Annotated in this window: 23 protein-coding genes; 7 read left to right on the forward strand and 16 right to left on the reverse strand. The window is 61.1% G+C overall.

The genetic code is table 11. The features are described from left to right. Nucleotides 1-62 precede the first annotated feature (62 nt). From ASB58_RS06630 to pyrC, 3 genes are all read right to left on the reverse strand, one after another. A complete protein-coding gene (locus ASB58_RS06630; protein WP_118129741.1) occupies nucleotides 63-1031 on the reverse strand; it encodes a TAXI family TRAP transporter solute-binding subunit in 969 nt (322 codons plus the stop codon). Between the two features lie 265 nt (nucleotides 1032-1296). Continuing rightward, nucleotides 1297-1971, reverse strand: a complete 675-nt coding sequence (gene rnt, locus ASB58_RS06635; protein WP_096005177.1) for a ribonuclease T — start codon at nucleotides 1969-1971, stop codon at nucleotides 1297-1299. A gap of 26 nt (nucleotides 1972-1997) precedes the next feature. Continuing rightward, nucleotides 1998-3032 carry a dihydroorotase gene (gene pyrC, locus ASB58_RS06640; RefSeq protein WP_118129742.1) on the reverse strand — a complete coding sequence of 345 codons (1035 nt, stop codon included), beginning with the start codon at nucleotides 3030-3032 and terminating at the stop codon, nucleotides 1998-2000. A 181-nt stretch (nucleotides 3033-3213) separates the two neighbouring features. On the opposite strand from pyrC, the gene ASB58_RS06645 reads away from it, so the two are divergent. The 4 genes from ASB58_RS06645 to ASB58_RS06660 all read left to right on the forward strand — a co-directional run bounded on the left by ASB58_RS06645 (nucleotide 3214) and on the right by ASB58_RS06660 (nucleotide 6826). Then, complete coding sequence (locus ASB58_RS06645) at nucleotides 3214-4062, forward strand: flagellar protein MotY (protein ID WP_165771288.1); 849 nt, start codon at nucleotides 3214-3216, stop codon at nucleotides 4060-4062. 145 nt (nucleotides 4063-4207) lie between these two features. Next, on the forward strand, nucleotides 4208-5425 hold the full coding sequence (locus tag ASB58_RS06650) for an argininosuccinate synthase (RefSeq protein WP_118129743.1): 1218 nt from the start codon (nucleotides 4208-4210) through the stop codon (nucleotides 5423-5425). Between the two features lie 123 nt (nucleotides 5426-5548). Further along, nucleotides 5549-5935 carry a lactoylglutathione lyase gene (gloA, locus tag ASB58_RS06655; protein WP_118129744.1) on the forward strand — a complete coding sequence of 129 codons (387 nt, stop codon included), beginning with the start codon at nucleotides 5549-5551 and terminating at the stop codon, nucleotides 5933-5935. Between the two features lie 36 nt (nucleotides 5936-5971). Next, on the forward strand, nucleotides 5972-6826 hold the full coding sequence (locus ASB58_RS06660; RefSeq protein WP_118129745.1) for a hypothetical protein: 855 nt from the start codon (nucleotides 5972-5974) through the stop codon (nucleotides 6824-6826). A 1-nt stretch (nucleotide 6827) separates the two neighbouring features. On the opposite strand, the gene ASB58_RS06665 is transcribed toward ASB58_RS06660, so the two are convergent. Next, on the reverse strand, nucleotides 6828-8156 hold the full coding sequence (locus tag ASB58_RS06665) for a deoxyguanosinetriphosphate triphosphohydrolase (protein ID WP_118129746.1): 1329 nt from the start codon (nucleotides 8154-8156) through the stop codon (nucleotides 6828-6830). A gap of 419 nt (nucleotides 8157-8575) precedes the next feature. On the opposite strand from ASB58_RS06665, the gene nadN reads away from it, so the two are divergent. The 3 genes from nadN (at nucleotide 8576) to ASB58_RS06680 (ending at nucleotide 11245) form a co-directional block, all read left to right on the forward strand. Further along, nucleotides 8576-10390: an NAD nucleotidase gene (gene nadN, locus ASB58_RS06670; protein ID WP_202974594.1), complete on the forward strand. Its 1815-nt coding sequence runs from the start codon at nucleotides 8576-8578 to the stop codon at nucleotides 10388-10390. Between the two features lie 135 nt (nucleotides 10391-10525). After that, nucleotides 10526-10789 (forward strand): glutaredoxin family protein, encoded by a 264-nt coding sequence (locus ASB58_RS06675; protein WP_181977872.1) that lies wholly within the window; start codon nucleotides 10526-10528, stop codon nucleotides 10787-10789. Between the two features lie 3 nt (nucleotides 10790-10792). Beyond that, a complete protein-coding gene (locus ASB58_RS06680; protein ID WP_118129747.1) occupies nucleotides 10793-11245 on the forward strand; it encodes a YcgN family cysteine cluster protein in 453 nt (150 codons plus the stop codon). Nucleotides 11246-11282: 37 nt separating this feature from the next. On the opposite strand, the gene ASB58_RS06685 is transcribed toward ASB58_RS06680, so the two are convergent. The 12 genes from ASB58_RS06685 to metG form a co-directional block, all read right to left on the reverse strand. After that, nucleotides 11283-12056, reverse strand: coding sequence for an MlaA family lipoprotein (locus ASB58_RS06685; RefSeq protein ID WP_118129748.1), 774 nt, complete (start codon nucleotides 12054-12056; stop codon nucleotides 11283-11285). Continuing rightward, the gene (locus ASB58_RS06690; RefSeq protein ID WP_147336794.1) at nucleotides 12053-13357 is read right to left on the reverse strand and encodes an alpha/beta hydrolase family protein; all 1305 of its coding nucleotides are present in this window, start codon (nucleotides 13355-13357) and stop codon (nucleotides 12053-12055) included. The genes ASB58_RS06685 and ASB58_RS06690 overlap by 4 nt, the downstream gene beginning before the upstream one ends. An 86-nt stretch (nucleotides 13358-13443) precedes the next feature. Then, on the reverse strand, nucleotides 13444-13647 hold the full coding sequence (locus ASB58_RS06695) for a DUF2061 domain-containing protein (protein WP_118129750.1): 204 nt from the start codon (nucleotides 13645-13647) through the stop codon (nucleotides 13444-13446). Nucleotides 13648-13834: 187 nt separating this feature from the next. Next, complete coding sequence (locus tag ASB58_RS06700) at nucleotides 13835-14017, reverse strand: PA3496 family putative envelope integrity protein (RefSeq protein ID WP_118129751.1); 183 nt, start codon at nucleotides 14015-14017, stop codon at nucleotides 13835-13837. Nucleotides 14018-14149: 132 nt separating this feature from the next. Continuing rightward, a complete protein-coding gene (nth, locus tag ASB58_RS06705) occupies nucleotides 14150-14785 on the reverse strand; it encodes an endonuclease III (protein WP_096005740.1) in 636 nt (211 codons plus the stop codon). Nucleotides 14786-14794: 9 nt separating this feature from the next. Beyond that, entirely contained in the window at nucleotides 14795-15511 is a 717-nt protein-coding gene (locus ASB58_RS06710) for an electron transport complex subunit E (protein WP_096005739.1), read from the reverse strand. 3 nt (nucleotides 15512-15514) lie between these two features. Further along, entirely contained in the window at nucleotides 15515-16153 is a 639-nt protein-coding gene (gene rsxG / locus ASB58_RS06715) for an electron transport complex subunit RsxG (protein ID WP_118129752.1), read from the reverse strand. Nucleotides 16154-16156: 3 nt separating this feature from the next. Then, entirely contained in the window at nucleotides 16157-17224 is a 1068-nt protein-coding gene (gene rsxD, locus ASB58_RS06720) for an electron transport complex subunit RsxD (protein WP_118129753.1), read from the reverse strand. After that, complete coding sequence (gene rsxC, locus ASB58_RS06725; RefSeq protein WP_118129754.1) at nucleotides 17224-19593, reverse strand: electron transport complex subunit RsxC; 2370 nt, start codon at nucleotides 19591-19593, stop codon at nucleotides 17224-17226. The genes rsxD and rsxC overlap by 1 nt, the downstream gene beginning before the upstream one ends. Then, a complete protein-coding gene (gene rsxB, locus ASB58_RS06730; protein WP_096005735.1) occupies nucleotides 19593-20174 on the reverse strand; it encodes an electron transport complex subunit RsxB in 582 nt (193 codons plus the stop codon). The genes rsxC and rsxB overlap by 1 nt, the downstream gene beginning before the upstream one ends. Before the next feature lie 2 nt (nucleotides 20175-20176). Beyond that, the gene (rsxA, locus tag ASB58_RS06735; protein ID WP_083726308.1) at nucleotides 20177-20761 is read right to left on the reverse strand and encodes an electron transport complex subunit RsxA; all 585 of its coding nucleotides are present in this window, start codon (nucleotides 20759-20761) and stop codon (nucleotides 20177-20179) included. A 104-nt stretch (nucleotides 20762-20865) separates the two neighbouring features. Then, nucleotides 20866-22914, reverse strand: coding sequence for a methionine--tRNA ligase (metG, locus tag ASB58_RS06740; RefSeq protein WP_456239126.1), 2049 nt, complete (start codon nucleotides 22912-22914; stop codon nucleotides 20866-20868). Nucleotides 22915-23059: the final 145 nt, after the last annotated feature.

Consider the following 23059-nt stretch of genomic DNA (forward strand, 5'->3'; position numbering starts at 1 on the left):
GTGCAAAAAGGGACGCTTGAGTGGAAAGCAAAAAAGGGGCCTGAAAGGCCCCTTTTTTGTGATTACATCCAGCCGCGCTCCTTGTAGTAGCGGATCGCGCCGTCGTGCAGCGGTGCGGACAGACCTTCCTTGATCATTTCCTCTTCCTTGAGGGTGGCGAAGGCCGGATGCAGGCGCTTGAAGCGGTCGAAGTTCTCGAACACGGCTTTCACGGTCTGGTACACGGTTTCTTCGTCGGTAGCGGTAGAGGCAACCAGGGTGGCGCGTACGCCGAAGGTTGCGGTGTCGTTATCGTTGCCGCGGTACAGGCCGCCAGGGATGATCGCCTTGGCGTAGTAAGGACGCTCGCTGATCAGCTGATCAATTTCCGGGCCGGATACCGACACCAGGTTGGCGTCTACAGTGGTGGTCGCTTCCTGGATTGAGCCATTCGGGTGGCCGACCACATAGACCATAGCGTCAATGTTGTTGTCGCCCAGAGCCGCTGCCTGCTCGGCGGCCCCCAGCTCGGAGGCCAGCGCCAGATCATCAACAGTCCAGCCCAGCGCGCCCATGACCACGTCCATGGTGTCGCGTTGACCGGAACCCGGGTTGCCGATATTGACGCGCTTGCCCTTGAGATCGGTGACACCTGAAATGCCGGCGTCTTTGCGTGCGACCACCGTCAGCGGCTCACCGTGCAGTGCAAACATGGCGCGCATGTCACTGAATGCGCCGTCGGCTTCAAAGCTCTGAACGCCCTCATAGGCCTTGTACTGAATGTCGGACTGCACAACACCCATGTTCATCTCGCCGCCGCGAATGGCGTTGACGTTGGCGACGGAGCCGCCGCTTGAGGGCGCGTTGCAGCGAATACCGTGGTCTGCGCTGTTGCGGTTGAGCAGTCGGCAGACCGACTGACCGACAACGTAGTACACACCGGTCTGGCCACCGGTGCCGATAGTCACGAAGGTTTCTGCGGCAACAGGCGTGGCGCTGAGGGAAGCGTATCCGATGGTGGCTGAGAACAGCAGGGCAAGGGATTTGCGCATGTGAAATGACTCCTTTTTCTGATTATCAATGGTCCGGCCTCTGGGCGTAGACCACGCTACAGGCGGATAAATTCCGCAAAGCCCCAAGCGGGACGGGAACTGACCAGCACGTGCTGACAGATGGGCCCTGTCCTGCCGCACGGCCGAACAGGACTACTGTTCCAGTGTAGTGGATGATTTCACTGTCATTGCGACCATAACCCCAGCGTCCCGGACGGGCAAGCACGGAGGGCAGTGTAGGCAGGCAGAGGCGCCTGCCTGCTGGTCACTCGACTGGGGGCCAGCCGCCCATTTCACGCCAGCGGTTGACGATGGTGCAAAACAGGTCGGCGGTTTTCTCCGTATCGTAGCGCGCCGAGTGCGCTTCGCGGCCATCAAAGTCGATGCCCGCTGCGCTGCAGGCCTTGGCCAGCACGGTCTGACCATAGGCCAAACCGCCCAGTGTGGCGGTATCGAAGCAGGAGAAGGGGTGGAAGGGGTTGCGCTTGAGCTCGGTACGTGCGACCGCCGCGTTGAGAAAGCCCAGATCGAAAAACGCGTTGTGGCCAACCAGCACGGCGCGCTTGCAGCCGGCTGATTTGATGGCCTTGCGGATCTGCTTGAAGATCTCGCCAAGCGCGTGTTCCTCGCTCACCGCCTGGCGCAGGGGATGATCAAGCTTGATGCCGGTAAATTCCAGCGCGGCCGCTTCGATGTTGGCGCCTTCAAAGGGCTCGATACGAAAGAACGTGGTCTGATCCGGGTAGACCAGGCCATCGTCATCCATATTGATGGTGGTTGCCGCAATCTCCAGCAGCGCGTCGGTGGCCGCATTGAAGCCACCGGTCTCGACATCCACCACGACCGGCAGGAAGCCCCGAAAGCGGTATGCCAGCGGCGATTTGGCCTTGCCCGAGGTCACGGGATCGCGTTCTTCATCGTCAAAGTCGAACTCGCTCACGGTATTTCCTTAACGGTTGATAAGTATCAGGCCAGACGCCAGTGGATGTGTTCGCCCGCGCGCAGCGGTACGACGTTTTGATCACCGAACGGCAGTTCTGCCGGTACCGCCCAGCTGTCACGGACCAGCGTGATCGTATCGGTATTGCGTGGCAGACCGTAGAAGTCAGCCCCGTGGAAACTGGCAAAACCTTCCAACTTGTCCAGCGCGCCCAGTTCATCAAAGGTCTCGGCGTACAGCTCGATCGCGGCGTGTGCCGTGTAGCAACCGGCACAACCGCAGGCGGCTTCCTTGGCATGGCGTGCGTGTGGTGCAGAGTCGGTGCCCAGGAAGAACTTGGCGGAGCCGGAAATGGCTGCGGCGCGCAGGGCCTGTTGGTGCGTCTGACGCTTGAGCACCGGCAGACAGAACAGGTGAGGGCGAATCCCGCCAACCAGCATATGGTTGCGGTTGAACATCAGGTGGTGGGCGGTAATGGTCGCAGCGACATTGTCGGATGCCTGCTCAACGAAGCTGACCGCATCGCCGGTGGTAATGTGCTCAAACACCACTTTCAGGGTGGGGAAGCGCTCTACCACCTTGATCAACTGCTGGTCGATAAAGGCTTTTTCCCGATCGAAGATGTCGACTTCGGCGTGGGTTACCTCGCCGTGCACCAGCAACAACATGCCTACCTCGGCCATGGCTTCGAGCGCCGGATAGATGTTCTCCAGCGCGGTGACGCCAGACTGGGAATTGGTGGTGGCGCCTGCCGGGTAGAGCTTGGCAGCGACGACCTGGCCGCTGGCCTTGGCCTGGCGCACGACCTCAGGAGAGGTCTGGTCGGTCAGGTACAGCACCATAAGCGGTTCAAACTGGGAGCCAGCTGGACGGGCGGCAAGAATGCGCTCGCGGTAACCAGCCGCCTCGGCGGCGTCGCGTACCGGCGGTACCAGATTGGGCATGATGATGGCGCGGCCAAAGCTGCGGGCGGCGTCCGGCACCGTGTGTTGCAGCATGGCGCCGTCGCGCAGGTGAATATGCCAGTCATCCGGGCGGGTGAGCGTCAGGCGGTCAGTCATCGGGGAAATCCAGTGCTTGAGAATGGCGCAATGCTACCGCAAACAGCCCTTCTTTGACACTGCGCCGCTGGTCGGCGGCTGCACGACAGCACTAAAGTTTCTGCTGCCTGTGCCGATGATCCCGGCAAGAGAGATGTGCGTCCGTGTGTCTTTGATATTCGGAACGAACGTGGAGACCCCGGTGACACGAGCCTACCTGACTGTTCTGCTGAGCGTGGCGCTACCGGCCCAGGCGATGACCTTCCAGACCCGCATGGAAGATGTTCGCTGGCAGGTGGAGGGGGATCAGTTTGCCTGCCGTCTGTCGCAGTCGGTGGCGGGCTACGGTGAGGCGACCTTTGTGCGTCGCGCCGGGGAGCGTCCGGCGTTTGAACTGACGGCCTGGGACAACCCGATGCGTCCGGGGCCGGCGCAGGTATTCAACGAGCCACCGCCGTGGCGTCCGGGCACGGCCGCACAGCCAGTCGGCCAGGGCGTGGTTGCCAACGGCAGTCAGGCAATGCTGCTGCCCTACGAGCAGGCAGGCCGTATGCTGGCGGGCCTGGCCTCGGGGCTGCAGCCAACCATCATGCGCAGCAGCCTGGCTGGCGGTGAATCGGTGCGGGTGGTGGTCTCCAGCGTCGGCTATCAACAGGCCTGGGTCGACTATCAGGCGTGCGTCAGCAAGCTGCTGCCGATCAGTGCGGCGCAGGCCGAGCAGAGTACCATCAGCTTTCGCTCTGGCGGGAGTGTGCTGAGCGACGACGCCAAGAGCATGCTGGATGCCGTGTTGCAGTACATTCAGGCTGCGGATCAACTGAACGAGATTGTGCTCGATGGCCACTCCGACAATCAGGGCAACCGGCTGGATAATCGCGAGCTGTCGCGCCAGCGGGCGCTGGCGGTGCGAGACTATCTGATGGAAAAGGGCGTGGATGAGTCCCTGTTCAGCATGCGTTTTCACGGCGACCGCTATCCCATTGCCAGCAATCGCACCGCCGAAGGCCGTGCGGCTAACCGGCGTGTCATGCTGCGCCTGCAATACAACTAGTCCGCCCATCTGCTTGCAGACTGTCCTGTTACAGGTCTATCGCCCTGTCTCCCCTGTGATTCCCGCCTGTGTGGCGCTAGAATAGGCGCCTTTCGCCCGCTCCGTTCGGGGTGGCGGTTCAGTCTTGCTTTTAAGGGAGCACGAAATGGCAGAAGTCAAAAAAGTCGTCCTGGCCTATTCCGGCGGTCTGGATACCTCGGTCATCCTCAAGTGGCTGCAGGAAACCTACGACTGTGAAGTGGTCACCTTTACCGCTGACCTGGGTCAGGGTGAAGAAGTAGAACCGGCACGCGCCAAGGCCCAGGCCATGGGCGTCAAGGAAATCTACATCGACGACCTGCGCGAAGAATTCGTGCGTGACTTTGTGTTCCCGATGTTCCGCGCCAACACCGTTTATGAAGGTGAGTACCTACTGGGCACCTCCATCGCGCGCCCGCTGATCGCCAAGCGCCTGATCGAAATCGCCAACGAAACCGGTGGTGATGCCATCTCCCACGGCGCCACCGGCAAGGGTAACGACCAGGTTCGCTTTGAACTGGGTGCCTACGCGCTGAAGCCGGGCGTAAAAGTGATCGCTCCCTGGCGTGAATGGGATCTGCTGTCGCGCGAGAAGCTGATGGATTACGCCGAGAAGCACGGTATTCCGATCGAGCGCCACGGCAAGAAGAAGTCTCCCTACTCGATGGACGCCAACCTGCTGCACATCTCCTATGAAGGCGGCGTGCTGGAAGATACCTGGACCGAGCACGAAGAAGACATGTGGCGCTGGACCGTCTCCCCGGAGAGCGCCCCTGACCAGGCGACCTACATCGAGCTGAGCTACCGCAACGGCGACATCGTTGCCATCGACGGCCAGGAAATGACCCCGGCTGAAGTGCTGACCTACCTGAACAAGGTTGGCGGCGCCAACGGTATCGGTCGTCTGGATATCGTCGAGAACCGCTTTGTCGGCATGAAGTCCCGCGGCTGCTACGAAACCCCCGGCGGCACCATCATGCTCAAGGGCCACCGCGCCATCGAGTCCATCACCCTGGACCGTGAAGTTGCCCACCTGAAAGACAGCCTGATGCCGAAGTACGCCGAGCTGATCTACAACGGTTTCTGGTGGAGCCCGGAGCGCGTCATGCTGCAGCAGATGATCGACGCTTCGCAGGTGAACGTGAACGGTGTCGTGCGCCTGAAGCTGTACAAGGGCAACGTCATTGTTGTCGGTCGCAAGTCCGACGACTCGCTGTTCGACGCCAACATCGCGACCTTTGAAGACGACGCTGGCGCCTACGATCAGGCCGACGCGGCTGGCTTTATCAAGCTGAATGCACTGCGCATGCGCATTGCGGCCGGCAAGGGCCGCAAGCTGCTCTAAGCCAGTCAAGGCTCGATCTGACGCCCGGTGAAAGCGATTTCACCGGGCGTTTTCGTTTTACAGTTGCGGGCGGAGCGGGGAAACCGGTAGCTTTGTCTGTACATCCTCGCAAGGGCGCCGATCATGCGAATTCTGCACACCATGCTCCGTGTTGGAGACCTCGAAAAATCCATCGCCTTCTACACCGAAGTGCTCGGCATGACCCTGCTGCGCCGCAAGGACTACCCCGACGGTCGCTTTACCAATGCCTTTGTCGGCTACGGCAACGAGGCCGAGCACGCGGTACTGGAGCTGACCTGGAATTGGGATACCAGCAGCTACGAGCTGGGCAGCGGATACGGCCACATCGCCATTGAGGTGCTGGACGTATACCGTGCCTGCGAACAGATTCGCGCTGCCGGGGGCAAAGTGGTGCGCGAGGCCGGTCCGATGAAGCACGGCAGCCGCATCCTTGCCTTTGTCGAAGATCCTGACGGCTATCGCATCGAGCTCCTGTCGGCCCGAGAGTAGGCCCGGCGTCTGCTTCACAGGGATGGGAGGGCAGAGATGGCATTGACGCTGTTGATTCTTCTGCTGGTGCTGGTTGCCGGCGCCTGGTTGCGTGCCCGTCAGCGCAAGCGGTGCCGCTACCTGCAAGAGCGGCAGGTAGCGGTGGCGCAGATTCGTTTGCTACGTCAGTTGATTGAACAGGTCCAGCGCCATCGAGGATTGTCCTATGGTGTGCAATCGGGAGAGCGTTCACTGGAAGCCCGGCTCTGGTCGGTTAACCAACAAGTTCGCCAGTTGTTCGAACGTTGCCGGGTATACCAGCCGACGCTGCACTGGCTGCCCAGCTGGCACCAGGCGGTGCAGCTCTGGGAGCGGGTCAACCAGCCCGACACGCCGACGTCGCCCGAACGCCTGCTAAGCCTTCAGATAGACCTCGTTCAGGCCCTGCTGGATACCGTCAGCGCATTGGCCGAGCGCTTTGACCTGGTGCGTCTGGGGCGCCTTGCGCCGCAGGCAGAGGGGCAATGGCTGGAGTTGCTGCGCAATATCGAACTGCTCGGGCAGTCCCGTGCCATCGGTACCGGTATCGCCGCCAATCGTCAGAACCTTGCGGTCTGGCGGGAACGCCTCGGGCAGCTCAGCACCCAGATCAACGAACAATGCTATGCGGCGCTGGCCCGTCTGGTGTCGGATCCGGAGCTGCGCCCGGTACTGAGCCAGCCGGTACGCGCTGCTGAAGAGTCACTGGACCGTCTGCTGGAGACCATTGGTGAACTGCTCAAGGAACAGTCCACAGCGGTGCACTCGGTAGACTATTTTCAGACCGCCACTCAGGCTATCAGCGCCCAGCTTCTGCTGGTCGACCTGCTGCTGCAGCGTCTGGAGCGCCGCCAGGCGGGCGCTCTGGCCTGACTCAGGCGGGGTTGATGCCGCGAATCTGGGCGGCCATATCGGCGGCGTAGAGGTCGGTCATGCCGGCGATAAAATCCAGTACCCGCAGATAGCTGCGGTAGGGCGGCCAGTCTGCCTGCGGAATGGTGTGGCCAATCAGATCAAGAATGCGCTGGTGCTTGAAACTCAGGTTTTGCCCGGCGTGCAGCTCGTTGACGGCGCTGCAGAAGGCGTCCAGCAGGGTTTCCAGCGTGCTGTAGGCGCCGATCTCGTGCAGTGTCTTGCGCTTGTCCTGGAAGATCCGCTTGCGCGCCATATCCTTGGCCGTTAGCACGCAGTTGCGCGCGGCTGGCGGCATGTGCTCGACCAGATCGCCCTGCAGCTCACCGGCCAGCAGTGCCGGCTGCTGATCAATAAAGGCCTGCGCGGCCGCATTGACCAAATGCTCAATCGCCTTGCCGCGCAAGATGGCCAGACGGCGACGCTGAGAGTCGTTAGGGCCCAGCTGGCGGTAGGTCTCCGGCAGGTCATCACCCACCAGGTCCAGCAGCACGCGCTCCACCTCGGCATATGCCAGCAGGTCCATCTCCAGCCCGTCTTCCAGATCAATCAGGCCGTAGCAGATGTCATCGGCCGCCTCCACCAGATACACCAGCGGGTGCCGCGCCCAGCGGTGCGGGCCCAGCGCCGGCAGGCCCAGTTTGCCCGCGATTTGCTGCAACAGGGGAAACTCGGCCTGGTAGCAACCGAACTTGTGCTTCTTGTAGCCAAGGTCGTTAGCGTGCTGGGCGGTCCAGGGGTATTTCAGGTAGGCTCCGAGCGTGGCATAGGTCAGGCGCATGCCGCCTTCGGCCTGGTGGTACTCAATCTGGGTAAGTACGCGAAAGCCCTGCGCGTTGCCTTCAAAATGCAGAAAGTCCTGCTTCTCGGCGTCACTCAGCTGATCCAGCATGCCGCGCTGTTCAGCCTGGCGAAACCAGTGGCGTATGGCATCTTCGCCGGAATGTCCGTAGGGCGGGTTGCCGATGTCGTGCGCCAGGCAAGCGGCCTGAACGATTACCCCCAGATCGGCGGGCTGACACCAGTCCGGCATCTCGCTGCGCAGCATCTCGCCCACCCGCATACCGAGCGAGCGCCCGACACAGCCCACTTCCAGACTGTGGGTCAGACGGGTGTGAATGTGATCGTTGCTGGACACCGGGTGAACCTGGGTTTTCTTGCCCAGGCGGCGGAAGGCACCGGAAAAAATAACGCGGTCGTGATCTTTGTGAAAGGGCGTGCGCCCCAACTCGTCGTCGCTGGCGACCGGTTTGCCCAGTCGTTCGCGGCACAGCAGTGTTTCCCAATCCATGCATGGCTCCTGTGGTTGAGCCGAGTATGCGGTAGGTATCAAGGGCTGTCGAGGGTACAGGGGCTGTCACCAAGTCGGCATCTGGGGAAGCACTGATTAATTCCACATGCCCTCTGGCGTTCAGGCCGGGCTGCAATCAAGGCGTGGTTTCGAAGGCATGTCGGGACCTGTCGAGAAACCACAACGCAGAGTGCGGCCCGGCCTGAACGCCCCGTAGGGCGAGCGCTCAAGCATGCATCTGCTGTGTTGCGCTGCTTGCCAATAGAACCACTATCGGCTGCACATCGCGCCTTGCATCTGCACGCTTGAGCGCTCGCAGAGAGCGTGTGGAATTAATCAGCGCTTCCCTAGGCATCACCGGACTGACACATACAACTGGCAGGCTTGCGCTCGAAGTACTCATTCAAAGGAGCGTATTCGTGAGACCTCAAGCCTTCCTGGTCCTGACGGCAGCCATCTCAACGTTGGTGTTGAGTGGGTGTAATAGTGATAGCGACAGCAATGCTGACGATAATCCTGCGGCTCAGCCTCTGGCGCTGAATATTCTGCATATCAACGATCATCATTCCAACCTGGAAGAAAGCAGCATCGATCTTGATATCGCTGGCACCGAAACCAGTTTCGCCCTGGGCGGGTTTCCGCGAGTGGCAGCCAAAATGGCAGAGCGTGAAGCCGAGCTGGATAACGTGCTGAAACTGCACGCCGGGGATGCGATCACCGGTACGCTGTACTTTTCCAGTTTTGAGGGTGAGGCTGACGCGGCCTTAATGAACGCGGTCTGTTTCGATGCCTTTGCCCTTGGTAACCACGAGTTTGACCGGGGCGATGCTGGGCTGGTGAAGTTCCTCGATTATCTCGCTGAAGGTAGCTGTAACACCCCGGTGCTGGCTGCCAACGTCAAGCCACAGGTAGGCACGCCGCTGGCGCCCAGTGCCGAAGACGACTACATCAAGCCCTACTACATTCATGAGGTGGACGGCCAGCAGGTCGGGGTGATCGGCATCGACATCAGCGGCAAGACCCAAGGCAGCTCCAGCCCGCTGGCAACGACCGAGTTTCTGGATGAGCAGGAAACGGCCCAGGCGATGATCAACGAGCTGGCCGATCAGGGCGTCAACAAAATCATCCTGCTGACGCATTATCAGTATGAAAATGACCTGGAGATGGCGCGTAACCTGTCGGGTGTGGATGTCATCATCGGTGGTGACTCTCACACCCTGCTGGGCGACTTTGATGCTTACGGTCTGAATGCCGGCGGCGAGTATCCGACCAGGGTCACCAATGCCGATGGCAACATGGCCTGCGTGGCCCAAGCCTGGGAGTACGCCAAGGTACTTGGCGAACTGAATGTGCAGTGGGACAGTGAAGGCAATGTTGTCTCCTGCGAAGGGGTGCCGCACCTGCTGCTGGATCAGCCAAGCCGTAATGACCTTGCCCTGACTGGTGATGCCGAGGCTGAGGTGATGGCGGTTATTGACGCCGACCCCCAGCTCAGTCTGACTACACCGGAGCCCGCGGCCCAGGCGGTGCTCAGCAGCTACACGGAGCAGCTCGACGAGTTCCGCAATAATGTTATTGGCATGGCTACTGAAGACCTTTGCCTGGCACGGATTCCGGGTGTGCCCTACGGCGACACCACCTGCACGGGTGAAGACCCCAACCGTGGCGGTGACATTCCCAATGTGGTGGCCAGTTCCTTCCTGTTTCTGAGCAAAAACGCCGATGTTTCCATTCAAAACGCGGGTGGCGTACGCATTGATATCCCTGCGGGTGATATCACCATTGGCGATGCCTACACGCTGCTGCCGTTCGCCAACACGCTGACCAACCTTGAAATAACCGGTGCGGAAATTCGCCAGGTACTAAATGAAGCGGTTGATTACGCTCACAGCAATTCCAGCGGTGCCTATCCTTATGCTTCCGGCCTGCGCTGGTATGTGGATATGAATCGTCCGGCAGGGCAGCGCTTGTACGATATCGAATATCGCGTTCGCAATGAGGGCGAGTGGCAGCCTTTGACCGATACCACGGAACTTGTTGTCGTGAGCAACAGCTTCACCGCCTTGGGGCGGGATGGGTATGTGACCTTTGGCACCGTTAGCGAAGACGGTCGCGCCGAGGATACCTTCCTCGATTACGCGCAGTCCTTTGTCGATTACATGATGGAAGTCGGCACTGTGCGCAAGCCTGCGCTGGATGAGTACTCCACGCAGTTCTACACGCCCGCCAACTGAGTTAGTCAGCGGCATGGCCCGAAGGGAAGACGACTACTTCCTTTCGGGCTTTGGCCGGTTAGCGGGGAAGTGTCGGTAGCCTATCCCAAATGGCGCTACAATAGCGGCCTGTTTCCCGACTCGCCGTGACCCTCCATGACGCACATCCCTCCTGTCACTCTCTATGGCACGCTGGCCTGCCATCTGTGTGAGACCGCCATGCACGTCCTGCAGCCGCTGATTGCCGACGGTTTGCGGGTGAGCGAGGTCGATATCAGCGACAGTGACGAACTAATGCAGCGTTATCAGACGCGTATTCCGGTGCTTCAACGCCCGGACAGCGGCGCCGAGCTGGATTTTCCGTTTGACCTGGCCCAGGTGATGGACTGGCTGGGCGATCACTTGCGCGAAGAGGCTTAACCAATGGCGATGCGAGTGGTGCCGTTCTGGAAGCGTAAGGCGTTGACCGAGCTTGATCGTGATGAGTGGGAGTCGCTGTGCGACGGCTGCGGCCTGTGCTGCCTGCAGAAGCTGGAGGACGAGGATGATCCAGAGGCGATCTACTACACGCGCATTGCCTGCAAGTTGCTGGACCTGGATACCTGTCGCTGCAGCGATTACCCCAATCGCCAACGCTTTGTGCCGGACTGTATCCAGCTGACACCGGGTAAGGCGCAGGACTTTGCCTGGTTGCCGCCCACGTGTGGCTATCGCTTGGCCGCCGAGGGTAAGGATCTGCCGCCCTGGCACCCGCTGATCTGTGGTGATGAGCAGGCGGTGCACAAGGCGGGCATTTCTCTGGCTGGTCAGATGCTGCCCGAGGGCAGTGTGGCTGATGATGACTGGGAAGATCACATCATCTTTCGCGTCGGTTAACAGGCCCGCGTAGGCGGGCCGTTGGCGCAACCATGACTCAGTGCGAAATCTCGAACTCCCGCAGCTTGGTGTGTAAGTAGCGCACCTGATCGTACTCGAACGGGCTGTCCAGAGCGCCGTAGCGGAAGGGAATACCGTAACGCAGGTCGATAGCCCAAATACCCCAGGTTGCCTGGTAGTCGTTCATGAAGTCCCGGTTGTCCATGTAGTTGACGTAATCTTCAAACACCCAGTCGGCTACCCGGCCGGTACCATCGCGCAGGCTCGACGGTCCCAGGAAGGGAATGACCAGATAAGGGCCGGCCGGCACACCCCAGACGCCTAACGTCTGTCCGAAGTCCTCGTCTTGCTGTGGCAGCCCCATTTTTTCCGCCACATCGAATATCCCCACCAGCCCGAAAATGCTGTTGAACAGCAGCCGCGCGGTGGTTTCGCCGCTGCGCTGGAACTTGCCCTGCAGCAGGCTGTTGCCCAGGTTGGGAATGTCACGCAGGTTGTCGAACACATTCGATACGCCGGTACGCACCGGGCTCGGTGTTGCCCACACGTAGGTGCGCACTACCGGCAGGTAAACGTACCGGTCGAATTGTGCGTTGAAGCGATAAATACGCCGGTTAACGCCCTCCAGCGGGTCATGTACGTTCAGGGCGCGCAGGCTGGAGCGCTCGAACTGATAGCGGTTGTCCCGCTCGTCGATATCCAGCTCCAGCAGCGGGTCATGGTAGGCCGGCACCGGGGGGCGGGCTTCCTGCGCGACTGCGTTGAAAGACAGTGCCGTGCTCAGCAGGGCAAGGGGTAAAAGCCGCTTCATTGGGCACCTCCTTGCAGGAAGGCCAGGTAGCGCTCTGCCACCGGTGCGTAGTCCAGATTGCCCCCGTGCCCACCGCTGGGGTAGAGGAAGGCGCGCTCGCCCAGGGTATCGGCGAGATAGCGGTAATCGGACTCGGTCAGAATCAGGTCGTCGGCATTGCTGACTGCCGCAACGTCGGGGCTGTTTTGCAAGAAGTCCTGCAGGCTGCGCAAGCTGGTCTCCCAGGCCATGTCTTCAATGGTTTTGTCAGCGTTTTCCAGTTTCCAGGCGGGCAGCAGCTGATCGTTGATGTAGCAGGTGAAGTCGCAGAATAGCGCGCGGCGCAGATAAGGCGTCAGTGAGGTGCTGACCTTGAGTTGCTGATCAGCCGGGACATAACGGCCGCCATGGGTCACCAGGTCGCTCATGAAACTGAGGTCCGCTGCGGAAAAACGAAACACCGCACCGATCAGCATGGCCAGCTCCGGATCGGTTAATGCATCGGGCGAGCTCTGGATCTCCTCGAACAGGCTTTCCTGGATATCGCTGTTGCCGCGGCTGGCAAAGTGACGTGAGAGCTTCTGGAAAATGTGCTCATAGAAGCTGTCGTTGTCGTCAACGCCCTCAATCCGCGTGTAGGATAGGGCGTCCAGACGCCCCACAGAGGCGTACAGGTCGACCGGCGGATTCATCAGCAGCACCCGCTCAAAGTCGAACTGTCCGAGGTGCGTGTCCAGCTCGGCGACGAACGCCGCATGCAGGGCACCGAGGCTGAAGCCCGCCAGGCGGTAGGAGGTCACCTCAAAGCCAAGCTCCTGACGCGCATTCTCGACGGCCAGACTCATGGCGGTATGCAGGTCGCGCGCATCCTCGGCGCCCATCCCGGGCAGACCGCTGTTGGAGGCGGCGGCGATAAAGTCGTGGTTGGAGGGCGAGGACAGCACAATGACATGCATGCCGGCCTGCCAGAACAGGCGCTTGAGGTAATCCATGCGTGTGCTGTCATAGCCCGAGCCGGTGCCGGCTACCAGGAAGATCAGCGGCGCAGGCTCGTCGTGCCAGGCGACGCGGTAGTGCAAGTCGCGGTACTGGGACAGAGCCGGAGGCAGCTTGCGGTCGGGCAGCACGCGAACCTTGAGGTCGGTTTGCTGCACATCCACATCACTGGGAGTGGGGGCTCGCAGTTTTTCCGGTGTCCCGGCAACGGTAGCCATGAAGGGGTTGGTGACGGGATAGGCATAGGGCTCGCCGGCATTGGCCGTGAGTGCAACGGTTGCCAGCAATCCGGCGCAAATCCCGAGCGTCTTTCGATAGGTTGGCAAGGCGTTACCTTCCTGGTGGCGTAAATAATGAAGTCCCTACAAATACCCGCCACAGCCAGGAAAGTTCCCTGCACAGCGCCTTTGGGTCAGGCGGGCAGGGCGTCTGGACGGGCTTTGCGGCGGCGCTCTGCGCGGTTCCAGAGCTTCTCGTGAAAGTAGAAGGCGACGGTGTTGATTGCCGGCTCGACCAGCGCCACTGCGCCGCCAATGAGGACGCTTCCGGTCATCAGGTAGACCACGCCAAAGGCGATGGAAAAGTGCATGCAGGCAAAGGTGATGGTCTTGATCATGGCTGCCTCGACTATATCTCAAATGAGAATCATTACTGAATGAGGTCAGTGTAGGCGAATGCTGCGCTGGTGAGAAGCGTGATTGTGTAATGGCGGTAATAGCTGGAAATAATCAGCTGTATCCGGTGGGCAGGACGCCCACCGGACCTGCCCTCTGGGCGCGGTTCTGCGCGGGAGGGCGGACTGATCAGTCGAAGTCGAAATCCGACAGCTGTTTCTGCAGGCGACGTTCTTCGAGGTAGTTATCGATCAGTCGGCGCTTGGTAAGACTGTTGCGTGAACTGGGGGCGTTATCGGTTTCAGGGGTGTCGTCGTCCTCGACGAAGTCATCATCATCGTCCAGTTCGATGTCGGATTTTGCTTTGGCCATGACTCAACTCCACAGTGAAGATGCCATTTGCGCACCTTATAAACGCGAAGTTGTCTTTGCGGAAATAGAATTTTTTTATTGAAATCGGTCAAAAAATACAGGCTGTTTTCATAGCTGCCGCAGGCAGCGCCCTCAGTCGGAGGTCTTGTGCTTGTAATCGCACAGATCCTCTATCCGGCAGCTGCCGCATTGCGGCGTGCGCGCCTTGCAGACATAGCGCCCGTGCAGGATGAGCCAGTGATGGGCATCGACCAGAAATTCCTTCGGAACATGCTTGAGCAGCTTCTTTTCGACTTCCAGTACGTTTTTGCCCGGAGCGATGCCGGTGCGGTTGCTGACGCGGAAGATGTGCGTGTCGACGGCCATGGTTGGCTGGCCGAACGCGGTGTTCAGCACCACGTTGGCGGTTTTGCGGCCAACGCCGGGCAGGGCCTCCAGCGCTTCGCGATTGTCCGGAACCTGGCTGTTGTGCTGCTCGATGAGGATCTTGCAGGCGGCAATCACGTTGCGGGCCTTGCTGTTGAACAGCCCGATGGTCTTGATGTACTCGCTCAGACCGTCCACGCCCAGTGCGTAAATCGCCTCCGGGGTATTGGCCACCGGGAACAGCTTGTCGGTCGCCTTGTTGACGCCCACGTCGGTCGCCTGGGCGGACAGGGTCACGGCGACCAGCAGCTCAAACGGCGTGCTGAAGTTCAGCTCGGTGGTCGGGTGCGGGTTGTCTTCACGCAGGCGGCGGAAGATCTCGTAGCGCTTTTCCTTGTTCATGGTGCCCGCTCAGTTGATAGTCCCGGTAACGCGTACGCGCTTGCTGCCAGCCGCCGCCGGCGTGATCTCGCGGGCCGCTGCGCGCTCCTTGACCTTGGCGTCAATGAGATTTTTAAGGGCAATCAGCAGTCCCATGAACACAAAGGCCCCCGGTGGCAGGATGACAAACAGCACATCCTTGTAGTGGGGGAACACCACCAGCGTCCAGTCGGCCGCGATAGGGCCCAGCAGTAGATCCATGCCGGCAAACAGCGTGCCGTGCCCGACCAGTTCGCGCAGGCCGCCGAGCACCACCAGCACCAGCGCAAAACCCAGGCTCATCATGAAACCGTCTACCACTGAGGGAAGAATCGGGTTTTTGGACGCAAAGGCGTCGGCGCGGCCGAGAATCACGCAGTTGGTGACAATCAGCGGGATGAAGATGCCGAGTATCTGGTACAGCTCGTAGGTAAACGCCTGCATCAGCAGCTCGATGCAGGTGGTCAGTGCGGCGATGATCATCACAAACGCCGGCAGGCGCACCGCGTCGGTCACGGCGCTGCGAATCAGCGACACCGCCAGGTTGGAGCCGGTCAATACCAGCATGGTCGCCAAACCCAGGCCAAGGGCGTTGACCACCGAGCTGCTGACGCCCAGTAGCGGGCACAGACCTAACAGTTGCACTAGCCCGGCATTGTTGTGCCACAGGCCGTCTGCGGTGATCTCGGAGAGTGTCTTGTTGGCCATGGCTTAATCCTCGTCCAGCTGCAGCAGGGCGGCGCGGTGTTCGTCGAAATAATTCAGTGCCTGATAGACCGCCTTGACGACTGCGCGCGGGGTGATGGTAGCGCCGGTAAACTGGTCAAACTGCCCGCCATCCTTTTTCACCGCCCACTGATCAGGGATCGGCATGCTCAGGCTTTTGCCGTTAAATGACAGAATCCACTGGCTTTTGCCTGCGTCGATCTTGTCGCCCAGCCCGGGCGTCTCGCGGTGGCTGACGCTGCGCACGCCGGCGATGCTGCCGTCGGCGCGAATGCCGACCAGCAGGTCAATGCGGCCGCTGTAGCCATCGGGGGCGACAACCGGCAGGATCACGGCGCTGACGCGATCGCCCTGGCGAGCGCGGTAGGCCTCGGCCGGGGCGCTGAGGCTAAGGTATTGGCGATCCTGCACGGTAAAGCTGTCAGTCAGCAGGTCGTTGTCGTGCTGATCATGCGGCACGATCTCGTTCAGCGCGCTAAGCTGGACCCGCCGTTGGGCCTCGCTGATGCGCTCGGCGGTGCCCTGTTGGGTCACGGCGATCATACCGACGGTGGCAACGGCAAACAGGCCGAGAATCACGCTGTTGCGCAGGATCGAGCGACTGGTAGTAGTTGGCGTATCCATGGCTCAGTCCGTCTTGCCCATACCGCGCTTGGCCTTGCTGTGGCCATAGGTGCGCGGTGTGCTGTAGTAGTCGATGGTGGGAGCGGCGAGGTTCATCAGCAGCACGGCAAAGGCCACCGCGTCAGGGTAACCCCCCCAAGCGCGGATCACATAGACCAGAATGCCGACGCCGGCGCCAAAGATCAGCCGACCCTGCTTGCTGGTTGCACCCGAGACCGGGTCGGTGACGATAAAAAACGCCCCGAGCATGGTTGCACCGCTGAACAGGTGAAACAGGGGGGAGCCGTTGGAGTCTGAGCCGCTGCCATTCCAGAACAGCAGGCTCATCAGCGCCAGCGCGCCGAGCATGCCGACCGGAGCGTGCCAGCTGTAGATACGCTTGTACAGGAGCGCGGCACCGCCCAGCAGGTAAGCCAGGCTCACCCACTCCCAGCCATGGCCGGCAAACTGGCCGAAGACTGGCTTGGCGGCGTACAGCTCGGCTATGGTCAAGCTGCTGTTGGTCTTGACCACATCCAGCGGGGTTGCCTGGGTCCAGCCATCTATCGCGCCGCCGCTGGGCAGGAAGATACGACTGAGGCCATCCATCAGGCCTAGTGTGGCCTGCACATCCGGCACGACCGCTTCGATACCGCGCCAGGCCGGCCAGCTGGTCATTTCCACCGGGAAGGAAATCAGCACCACCACGTAGCCCAGCATCGCCGGGTTGAACGGGTTCTGGCCCAGACCGCCGTATAGTTGCTTGCCAAACACGATTGCGAAGCTGACAGCGATCAGCGTCAGCCACCAGGGCGCGTAGGGGGGGAGCGCCAGGGCCAGCAGCCAGGCGGTAACCAAGGCGCTGCCATCACGCAGAAAGAACCCGATCGGGCGCTTGCGAATCCACAGAATCAGCGCTTCGACAGCCAGAGCGACGGCACTGGCGTAGAGGATGTTGATCAGGGTGCCAAAGCCGAAGAACCAGGTCAGGGTCAGCACGCCGGGCAGGGTGGCGCCCAGTACCCAGAGCATAATGGTCTGGGTGTGGTTGTTGCCTTTGGCGTGGGGTGAGGTCATGCGAACCAGCGCCATCAGTTGGTCTCCTTGCTGGCCATGTAGTCGGCGAAGGCCTTGGCGGCAACGTCGAGCGCGGCGCGGGCAGTGTCGAGGTGTTGCTGGGCGGCGAGGGTATCTCCGCCGGCTTGCTCAGCGTCTTTCAACTCGCGTTCGGCCCGTTTGAAGTCAGCCTTGCAGGTGGCCATGCTGGTTTTCAGCGCGCGCAGCTGCTCATCGACCGGTTTCTTGTCCACAAGCTGGCGCTGCGGCGGCGGAATCGGGCTGTTGTTTTCTGCTTCATGCAAGGCCGTCTCCGCGCTCTGATAGGCCTGTTGCTGATTGGCCAGCTGGGCCTGCAGGTCAGCATCTTCCGGGGTCTCACTCAGGGCGCGTTCGGTTTTCTTCAGTGCCGCACGTGCCATGGCCAGATCCAGCTTGGCCTGCTTGAGTTTTTCATCAACCGGCTTCTTGGTCGTGGTGCTGGCCGGGATGCGGGCGTCAGCTGCCTCGACCTGCTCTCGCAGCTTGGCGATCTCGGCTTGCTGCTCTTCGCTTGGGCTGTCGCCGGCGCTGCGCTCTGCCTTCTTCAGTGCGGCGCGCAGCATGGCTGCCTCAATCTTCAGCTTCTTGGTCTCATCGTCGCCGCCGGCCTGGGGCGCTGGCGCAGCGGGCTGGTTGCTGGACTCGCCCTGGGCCTGGTCAAAGGCTTCCTGAGCTTGCCGTGCAGCTTGTTCAAGCTGCGGAATCTGTGCCTGCAGGTCGGCGTTGTCCGGGTTGGCGACCAGCTGCTTCTGCGCTTTCTTCAACGCCATCTGCGCGGTGGCGGCGGCGATCTTCAGTTGCTTCTGTTCCGGTGACAAGCCGCCCGCTTTGGGTGCCGGTGCATCGCTCGTCGGCGTACCTGCACCGGATTCGGCTTGCTTGGCGGCTTCAGCCTCTTTGGCTGCCTTGATACGCGCGGCCTTTTCAGCACGCGCTAGGCGGTCTCGCTCTTTTTGCTCGGCCTCGCGCTGCAGGCGTTCCTGACGGTGCTCAAAGCGCTGGCGGGAATGGTCGGCCTTGTGTTGCTGCAGGTCCAAAGCGCGAATATCGGACTTGGCGGCGCGGTAGTACTGCACCAGCGGAATGCTGCTGGGGCAGACGTAGGAGCAGGCGCCGCATTCGATGCAGTCGAACAGATGCTGACGCTTGAGCTGATCGTAGTCCTTGCCCAGGGCAAAGAAATGCAGCTGCTGCGGCAACAGGCTGGCCGGGCAGGCTTCGGCGCACAGGCCGCAGCGGATGCAGGGCTGCGCCGGCGGTGGCGGCGGCAGTTCATCACGGGTGCCGGCGAGCAGGCAGTTGGTGGTCTTGACGAGGGGGGCATCCAGGCTTTGCAGGGTAAAGCCCATCATTGGCCCGCCCATGACCAGGCGGAACAGCTTGTCTGGCTGCAGGCCGGCAAAGTCCAGCAGTTCACGAATCGGCGTGCCAATCAGCGCTTCAACGTTGGTTGGATGGCTCAGCGCCTCGCCGGTCAGGGTGGTGATGCGCTTGATCAGCGGCTGACCGAGCACGACGGCATCGTGGATCGCCAGCAGGGTGCCCACGTTCTGGCAGACCATGCCAAGGTCGGCGGGCAGACCGCCGCTGGGCACTTCCTTGCCGGTCAGAATCTGAATCAGCTGCTTTTCGCCGCCGGAGGGGTATTTGGTCGGGAATACCACCACCTGCATGGCGCGCTCGCCAACCGCCGCGCGCATGGCCTGCGCGGCTTCGGGCTTGTTGTCCTCAATGCCGATCAGCACCTGCTCGGGCTGCAGCACATGCATCAGAATCTCGATGCCGGCGATGATCTCGGGCGCTCGGTAGCGCATGGCGCTGTCGTCGGCGGTGATATAGGGCTCGCACTCGGTGCCGTTGATGATCAGCGTATGGATCTTCTGCTCGGGGCGTGCCTTGAGCTTGACCGCGGTCGGAAAGCCGGCACCACCGAGCCCGCTGATACCAGCCTGACGGATCAGCTCCAGCAGGGTGACCGGCTCCAGTGCACGAAAGTCGGTGACGGGTTGCAGCTCGCACCAGCGGTCCTCGCCGTCGGCCTCGATGTGGATAGCCCATTCCTCAAGACCGGATGCGTGCGGGTAGGGCGCAGGCCCGATGGCGGTGACCGTGCCGGAGGTCGGCGCGTGCACGGGACAGCTGACCATGCTGCTGGCCTCGGCGATCATCTGGCCCTTGAGTACCGTGTCGCCAACGGACACACAGGGTTCGGCGCGACCACCCAGATGTTGCTGCAGAGGCACTGTCAGCAGGGCCGGAAGCGGCGCGATCTCAATGCCGTGGCCAAGGGATTGGGTCTTGTTCTCGGCTGGGTGAATACCACCGGGAATGTCCCAGATACGGATCGGGGTAGCTGCAGTCATCAGGCGGCTCCCCGGCTGGCGTCAGTGGCGATCAGGGCAGTACTGGGCAGCGGGAAGTCCCACTTCCAGTTTTGCGGCGTGGTGGGCAACGGCAGCATGTCGATGCAGTCGACCGGGCAGGGCTCCACGCAGAGGTCACAGCCGGTGCACTCGTCGGTGATGACGGTGTGCATCTGCTTGGCTGCGCCCAGGATGGCATCCACCGGGCAGGCCTGGATGCACTTGGTGCAGCCGATGCACTCAGCTTCACGAATGTAGGCGACCATGCGGGGCTTTTCTTCGCCGTGCTCGGCGTCCAGCGGCAGCGCTTCAACGTCCAGCAGGTCAGCCAGCGCCTGAATGGTGGATTCGCCACCGGGCGGGCATTTGTTGATCGGCTCGCCATTGGCGATGCCTTCGGCGTAGGGCCGGCAGCCGGGATGGCCACACTGGCCGCATTGGGTTTGCGGCAGCAGGTCGTTGATCTGGTCGACAATAGGGTCACCGTCGACCTTGAAGCGGACAGCGGCAAAGCCGAGGACGGCGCCGAAAATTAGCGCCAGACCCAGCAGAACGAGTACGGCAGTTATGATCATCGACATGCTTACAACCTTATCAGGCCGGTGAAGCCCATAAAGGCCAGCGACATCAGGCCTGCGGTGATCATGCCGATGGCGGCACCACGGAACGGTGTAGGCACGTCAGCGATAGCGATACGCTCACGCAGGCCGGCAAACAGGATCAGGATCATTGAGAAACCAATCGCTGCGCCAAGGCCGTAGGTGGCGGACTTCATGAAGGTCTGCTCGGCACGATTGGTGTTCAGCAGCGCCACGCCCAGCACCGCGCAGTTGGTGGTGATCAGCGGCAGAAAGATGCCCAGTACCCGGTAGAGCAGCGGGCTGGTCTTGTGTACGACCATCTCGGTGAACTGCACCACAACCGCGATGACCAGAATAAAAGAGATGGTGCGCAGGAACTCAAGATCCAGCGGTACCAGAATGTACTGAAACGTCAGGTAGCTGAGGATAGACGCCAGCGTTAGTACAAAGGTGGTGGCGGCGGACATGCCGATGGCGGTTTCCAGCTTGCCGGACACGCCCATGAAGGGACACAGCCCGAGAAACTGCACCAAGACGAAATTGTTGACCAGTATGGTACTGACCAGAATAAGGGCAAATTCAGCCATTGACCCAACCCCATGTGTGGCCAGGCAGCGCGACTCTTACGGTCGCTGCGCCCGGTCCGGCTAATCAGGGCGGCCCGCGCCGCCCCATCACTGCACTTCTGTCGTTATTTAACGCGCTGGCCTGGCTTGGCACCCTGATCGGGGCTCAGCAGGAAAATCTCTTCACCGCCGGGTCCGGCCGCCAGCACCATGCCTTCGGACACACCGAACTTCATCTTGCGCGGCGCCAGATTGGCGACGTACAGGGTCAGTCGGCCCTCCAGCTTGCTCGGGTCCGGGTAGGCGCTCTTGATGCCGGAGAAAACGTTACGCTTGGCGTCGCCAATATCCAGGCTCAGGCGCAGCAGCTTGTCGGCGCCTTCAACAAATTCACATTTCTCGATCAGTGCGACACGCAGATCGACAGCGGCAAAGGCATCAAAGTTGATCTCAGCGGCCAGCGGCTCTTTGACCAGCTCGCCGTTGCCGGCTGGCGCTGTGCTGTTGGCGGCGGCGAGGTCTTCTTTGGAAGCATCTACCATGGCGTCGATCTTGGCCGGCTCGATGCGTGCCAGCAGCGGCTTGAACGCGTTCAGCTGATGGTTGGTCAGCGGCGCCTTGTGATCGTCCCAGCGCAGTGGCGCAACATTGAGGAATGCCTCTGCGTCGGCCGCCAGCGTCGGCAAAACCGGCTTGAGGAAGATCACCAGCTGGCGGAACAGGTTGATGCCCAGGGCGCAGATGGCCTGCACCTCGTCCTGTTTGCCGTCCTGCTTGTTCAGCGCCCAGGGCGCCTTGTCGGCAATCCAGGCGTTGGCCTTGTCGGCCAGCGCCATGATTTCACGCATGGCGCGGGAAAAGTCGCGCTTCTCGTAGGCGTCGGCAATGCTTGGGGCGGCGGCGGTAAAGGCGCTGGTCAGCTCCGGCGCCGGGTTGGCCTCGACCATGACGCCGCCGTTGCCTTTGTGAATAAAGCCCGCGCAGCGGCTGGCGATGTTGACCACCTTGCCAACCAGGTCAGAGTTGACCTTCTGCACGAAGTCTTCCAGGTTCAGGTCCAGATCTTCCACGCCCCGACCCAGCTTGGCCGCGTAGTAGTAACGCAGGTACTCGGGGTTCAGATGATCCAGATAGGTGCGCGCCTTGATAAAGGTGCCGCGGGACTTGGACATCTTCTGGCCGTTCACGGTCAGGTAGCCATGCACATTGACGGCGGTCGGCTTGCGGAAGCCGGCGCCTTCCAGCATCGCCGGCCAGAACAGGGTGTGGAAGTTGACGATGTCCTTGCCGATGAAGTGATACAGCTCGGCGCTGGAGTCGGCATTCCAGAAGGCATCAAAACTCAGCTCGGGGCGGCGGCTGCACAGGTTCTTGAAGCTGGCCATGTAGCCGATAGGGGCATCCAGCCAGACATAGAAGTACTTGCCCGGCTCGCCAGGAATCTCGAAGCCGAAGTAGGGCGCATCACGGCTGATATCCCACTCCTGCAGGCCGCTGTCCAGCCATTCGGCAATCTTGTTGGCCACGGCGTCCTGCAGGGCACCGCTGCGCGTCCACTGCTGCAGCATCTCGGCAAAATCCTGCAGACGGAAGAAGAAGTGCTTGGAGTCCTTGAGTACCGGCGTGGCGCCGGAGATGGCCGAGCGCGGGTCTTTCAGTTCGGTCGGCTCGTAGGTGGCGCCGCATTTTTCGCAGTTGTCGCCGTACTGGTCCTCTGCCGCGCATTTCGGGCAGGTACCCTTGATGAAACGGTCGGCCAGGAACATGCCCTTTTCCGGGTCAAAGTACTGGGTGACCGAGCGGGTGCTGATGTGGCCAGCCTCTTTCAGTCGGGTGTAGATCAGCTCCGACAGCTCGCGGTTTTCTTCCGAGTGCGTGGAGTAAAAGTTATCGAAGTTGACCAGAAAGTCGGCAAAATCGCTGGAATGCTCGGCATGCACATTGGCGATCAGCTGTTCGGAGGTAAGGCCTTCCTTCTCGGCACGCAACATGATGGCCGAGCCGTGGGCGTCGTCAGCGCAGACATACACGGCCTGGTGGCCACGCAGCTGTTGAAAGCGGACCCAGATATCGGTCTGGATGTACTCCAGCATGTGCCCAAGGTGGATTGAACCGTTGGCATAGGGCAGGGCGCTGGTAACGAGGATCTGACGAGTCGCGGCTATATCGGACATGGGCTTCCGGGGTACTTTGCGGTTGAACGTGAAAGGGCAGGGATGATAGCAGATGGGGCGCGCCGGGGGGAGGCTTGAACACGTCTGAGCGGGCAGCTGTACCGACATTTGCGGTCACAACTGTATCTTGTTGGCGCTGGCGCGC

Source organism: Pseudomonas abyssi (assembly GCF_003444685.1).
Taxonomy (GTDB): domain Bacteria; phylum Pseudomonadota; class Gammaproteobacteria; order Pseudomonadales; family Pseudomonadaceae; genus Halopseudomonas; species Halopseudomonas abyssi.

Bases quoted from the DNA above. Each gene is read 5' to 3' on its own strand.
- ASB58_RS06630 (WP_118129741.1), bottom strand. From the start codon at position 1,031: ATGCGCAAATCCCTTGCCCTGCTGTTCTCAGCCACCATCGGATACGCT.
- pyrC (WP_118129742.1), bottom strand. From the start codon at position 3,032: ATGACTGACCGCCTGACGCTCACCCGCCCGGATGACTGGCATATTCAC.
- ASB58_RS06650 (WP_118129743.1), top strand. From the start codon at position 4,208: ATGGCAGAAGTCAAAAAAGTCGTCCTGGCCTATTCCGGCGGTCTGGAT.
- gloA (WP_118129744.1), top strand. From the start codon at position 5,549: ATGCGAATTCTGCACACCATGCTCCGTGTTGGAGACCTCGAAAAATCC.
- ASB58_RS06660 (WP_118129745.1), top strand. From the start codon at position 5,972: ATGGCATTGACGCTGTTGATTCTTCTGCTGGTGCTGGTTGCCGGCGCC.
- ASB58_RS06665 (WP_118129746.1), bottom strand. From the start codon at position 8,156: ATGGATTGGGAAACACTGCTGTGCCGCGAACGACTGGGCAAACCGGTC.
- ASB58_RS06675 (WP_181977872.1), top strand. From the start codon at position 10,526: ATGACGCACATCCCTCCTGTCACTCTCTATGGCACGCTGGCCTGCCAT.
- ASB58_RS06680 (WP_118129747.1), top strand. From the start codon at position 10,793: ATGGCGATGCGAGTGGTGCCGTTCTGGAAGCGTAAGGCGTTGACCGAG.
- ASB58_RS06685 (WP_118129748.1), bottom strand. From the start codon at position 12,056: ATGAAGCGGCTTTTACCCCTTGCCCTGCTGAGCACGGCACTGTCTTTC.
- ASB58_RS06695 (WP_118129750.1), bottom strand. From the start codon at position 13,647: ATGATCAAGACCATCACCTTTGCCTGCATGCACTTTTCCATCGCCTTT.
- ASB58_RS06700 (WP_118129751.1), bottom strand. From the start codon at position 14,017: ATGGCCAAAGCAAAATCCGACATCGAACTGGACGATGATGATGACTTC.
- nth (WP_096005740.1), bottom strand. From the start codon at position 14,785: ATGAACAAGGAAAAGCGCTACGAGATCTTCCGCCGCCTGCGTGAAGAC.
- ASB58_RS06710 (WP_096005739.1), bottom strand. From the start codon at position 15,511: ATGGCCAACAAGACACTCTCCGAGATCACCGCAGACGGCCTGTGGCAC.
- rsxG (WP_118129752.1), bottom strand. From the start codon at position 16,153: ATGGATACGCCAACTACTACCAGTCGCTCGATCCTGCGCAACAGCGTG.
- rsxD (WP_118129753.1), bottom strand. From the start codon at position 17,224: ATGGCGCTGGTTCGCATGACCTCACCCCACGCCAAAGGCAACAACCAC.
- rsxC (WP_118129754.1), bottom strand. From the start codon at position 19,593: ATGACTGCAGCTACCCCGATCCGTATCTGGGACATTCCCGGTGGTATT.
- rsxB (WP_096005735.1), bottom strand. From the start codon at position 20,174: ATGTCGATGATCATAACTGCCGTACTCGTTCTGCTGGGTCTGGCGCTA.
- rsxA (WP_083726308.1), bottom strand. From the start codon at position 20,761: ATGGCTGAATTTGCCCTTATTCTGGTCAGTACCATACTGGTCAACAAT.
- metG (WP_456239126.1), bottom strand. From the start codon at position 22,914: ATGTCCGATATAGCCGCGACTCGTCAGATCCTCGTTACCAGCGCCCTG.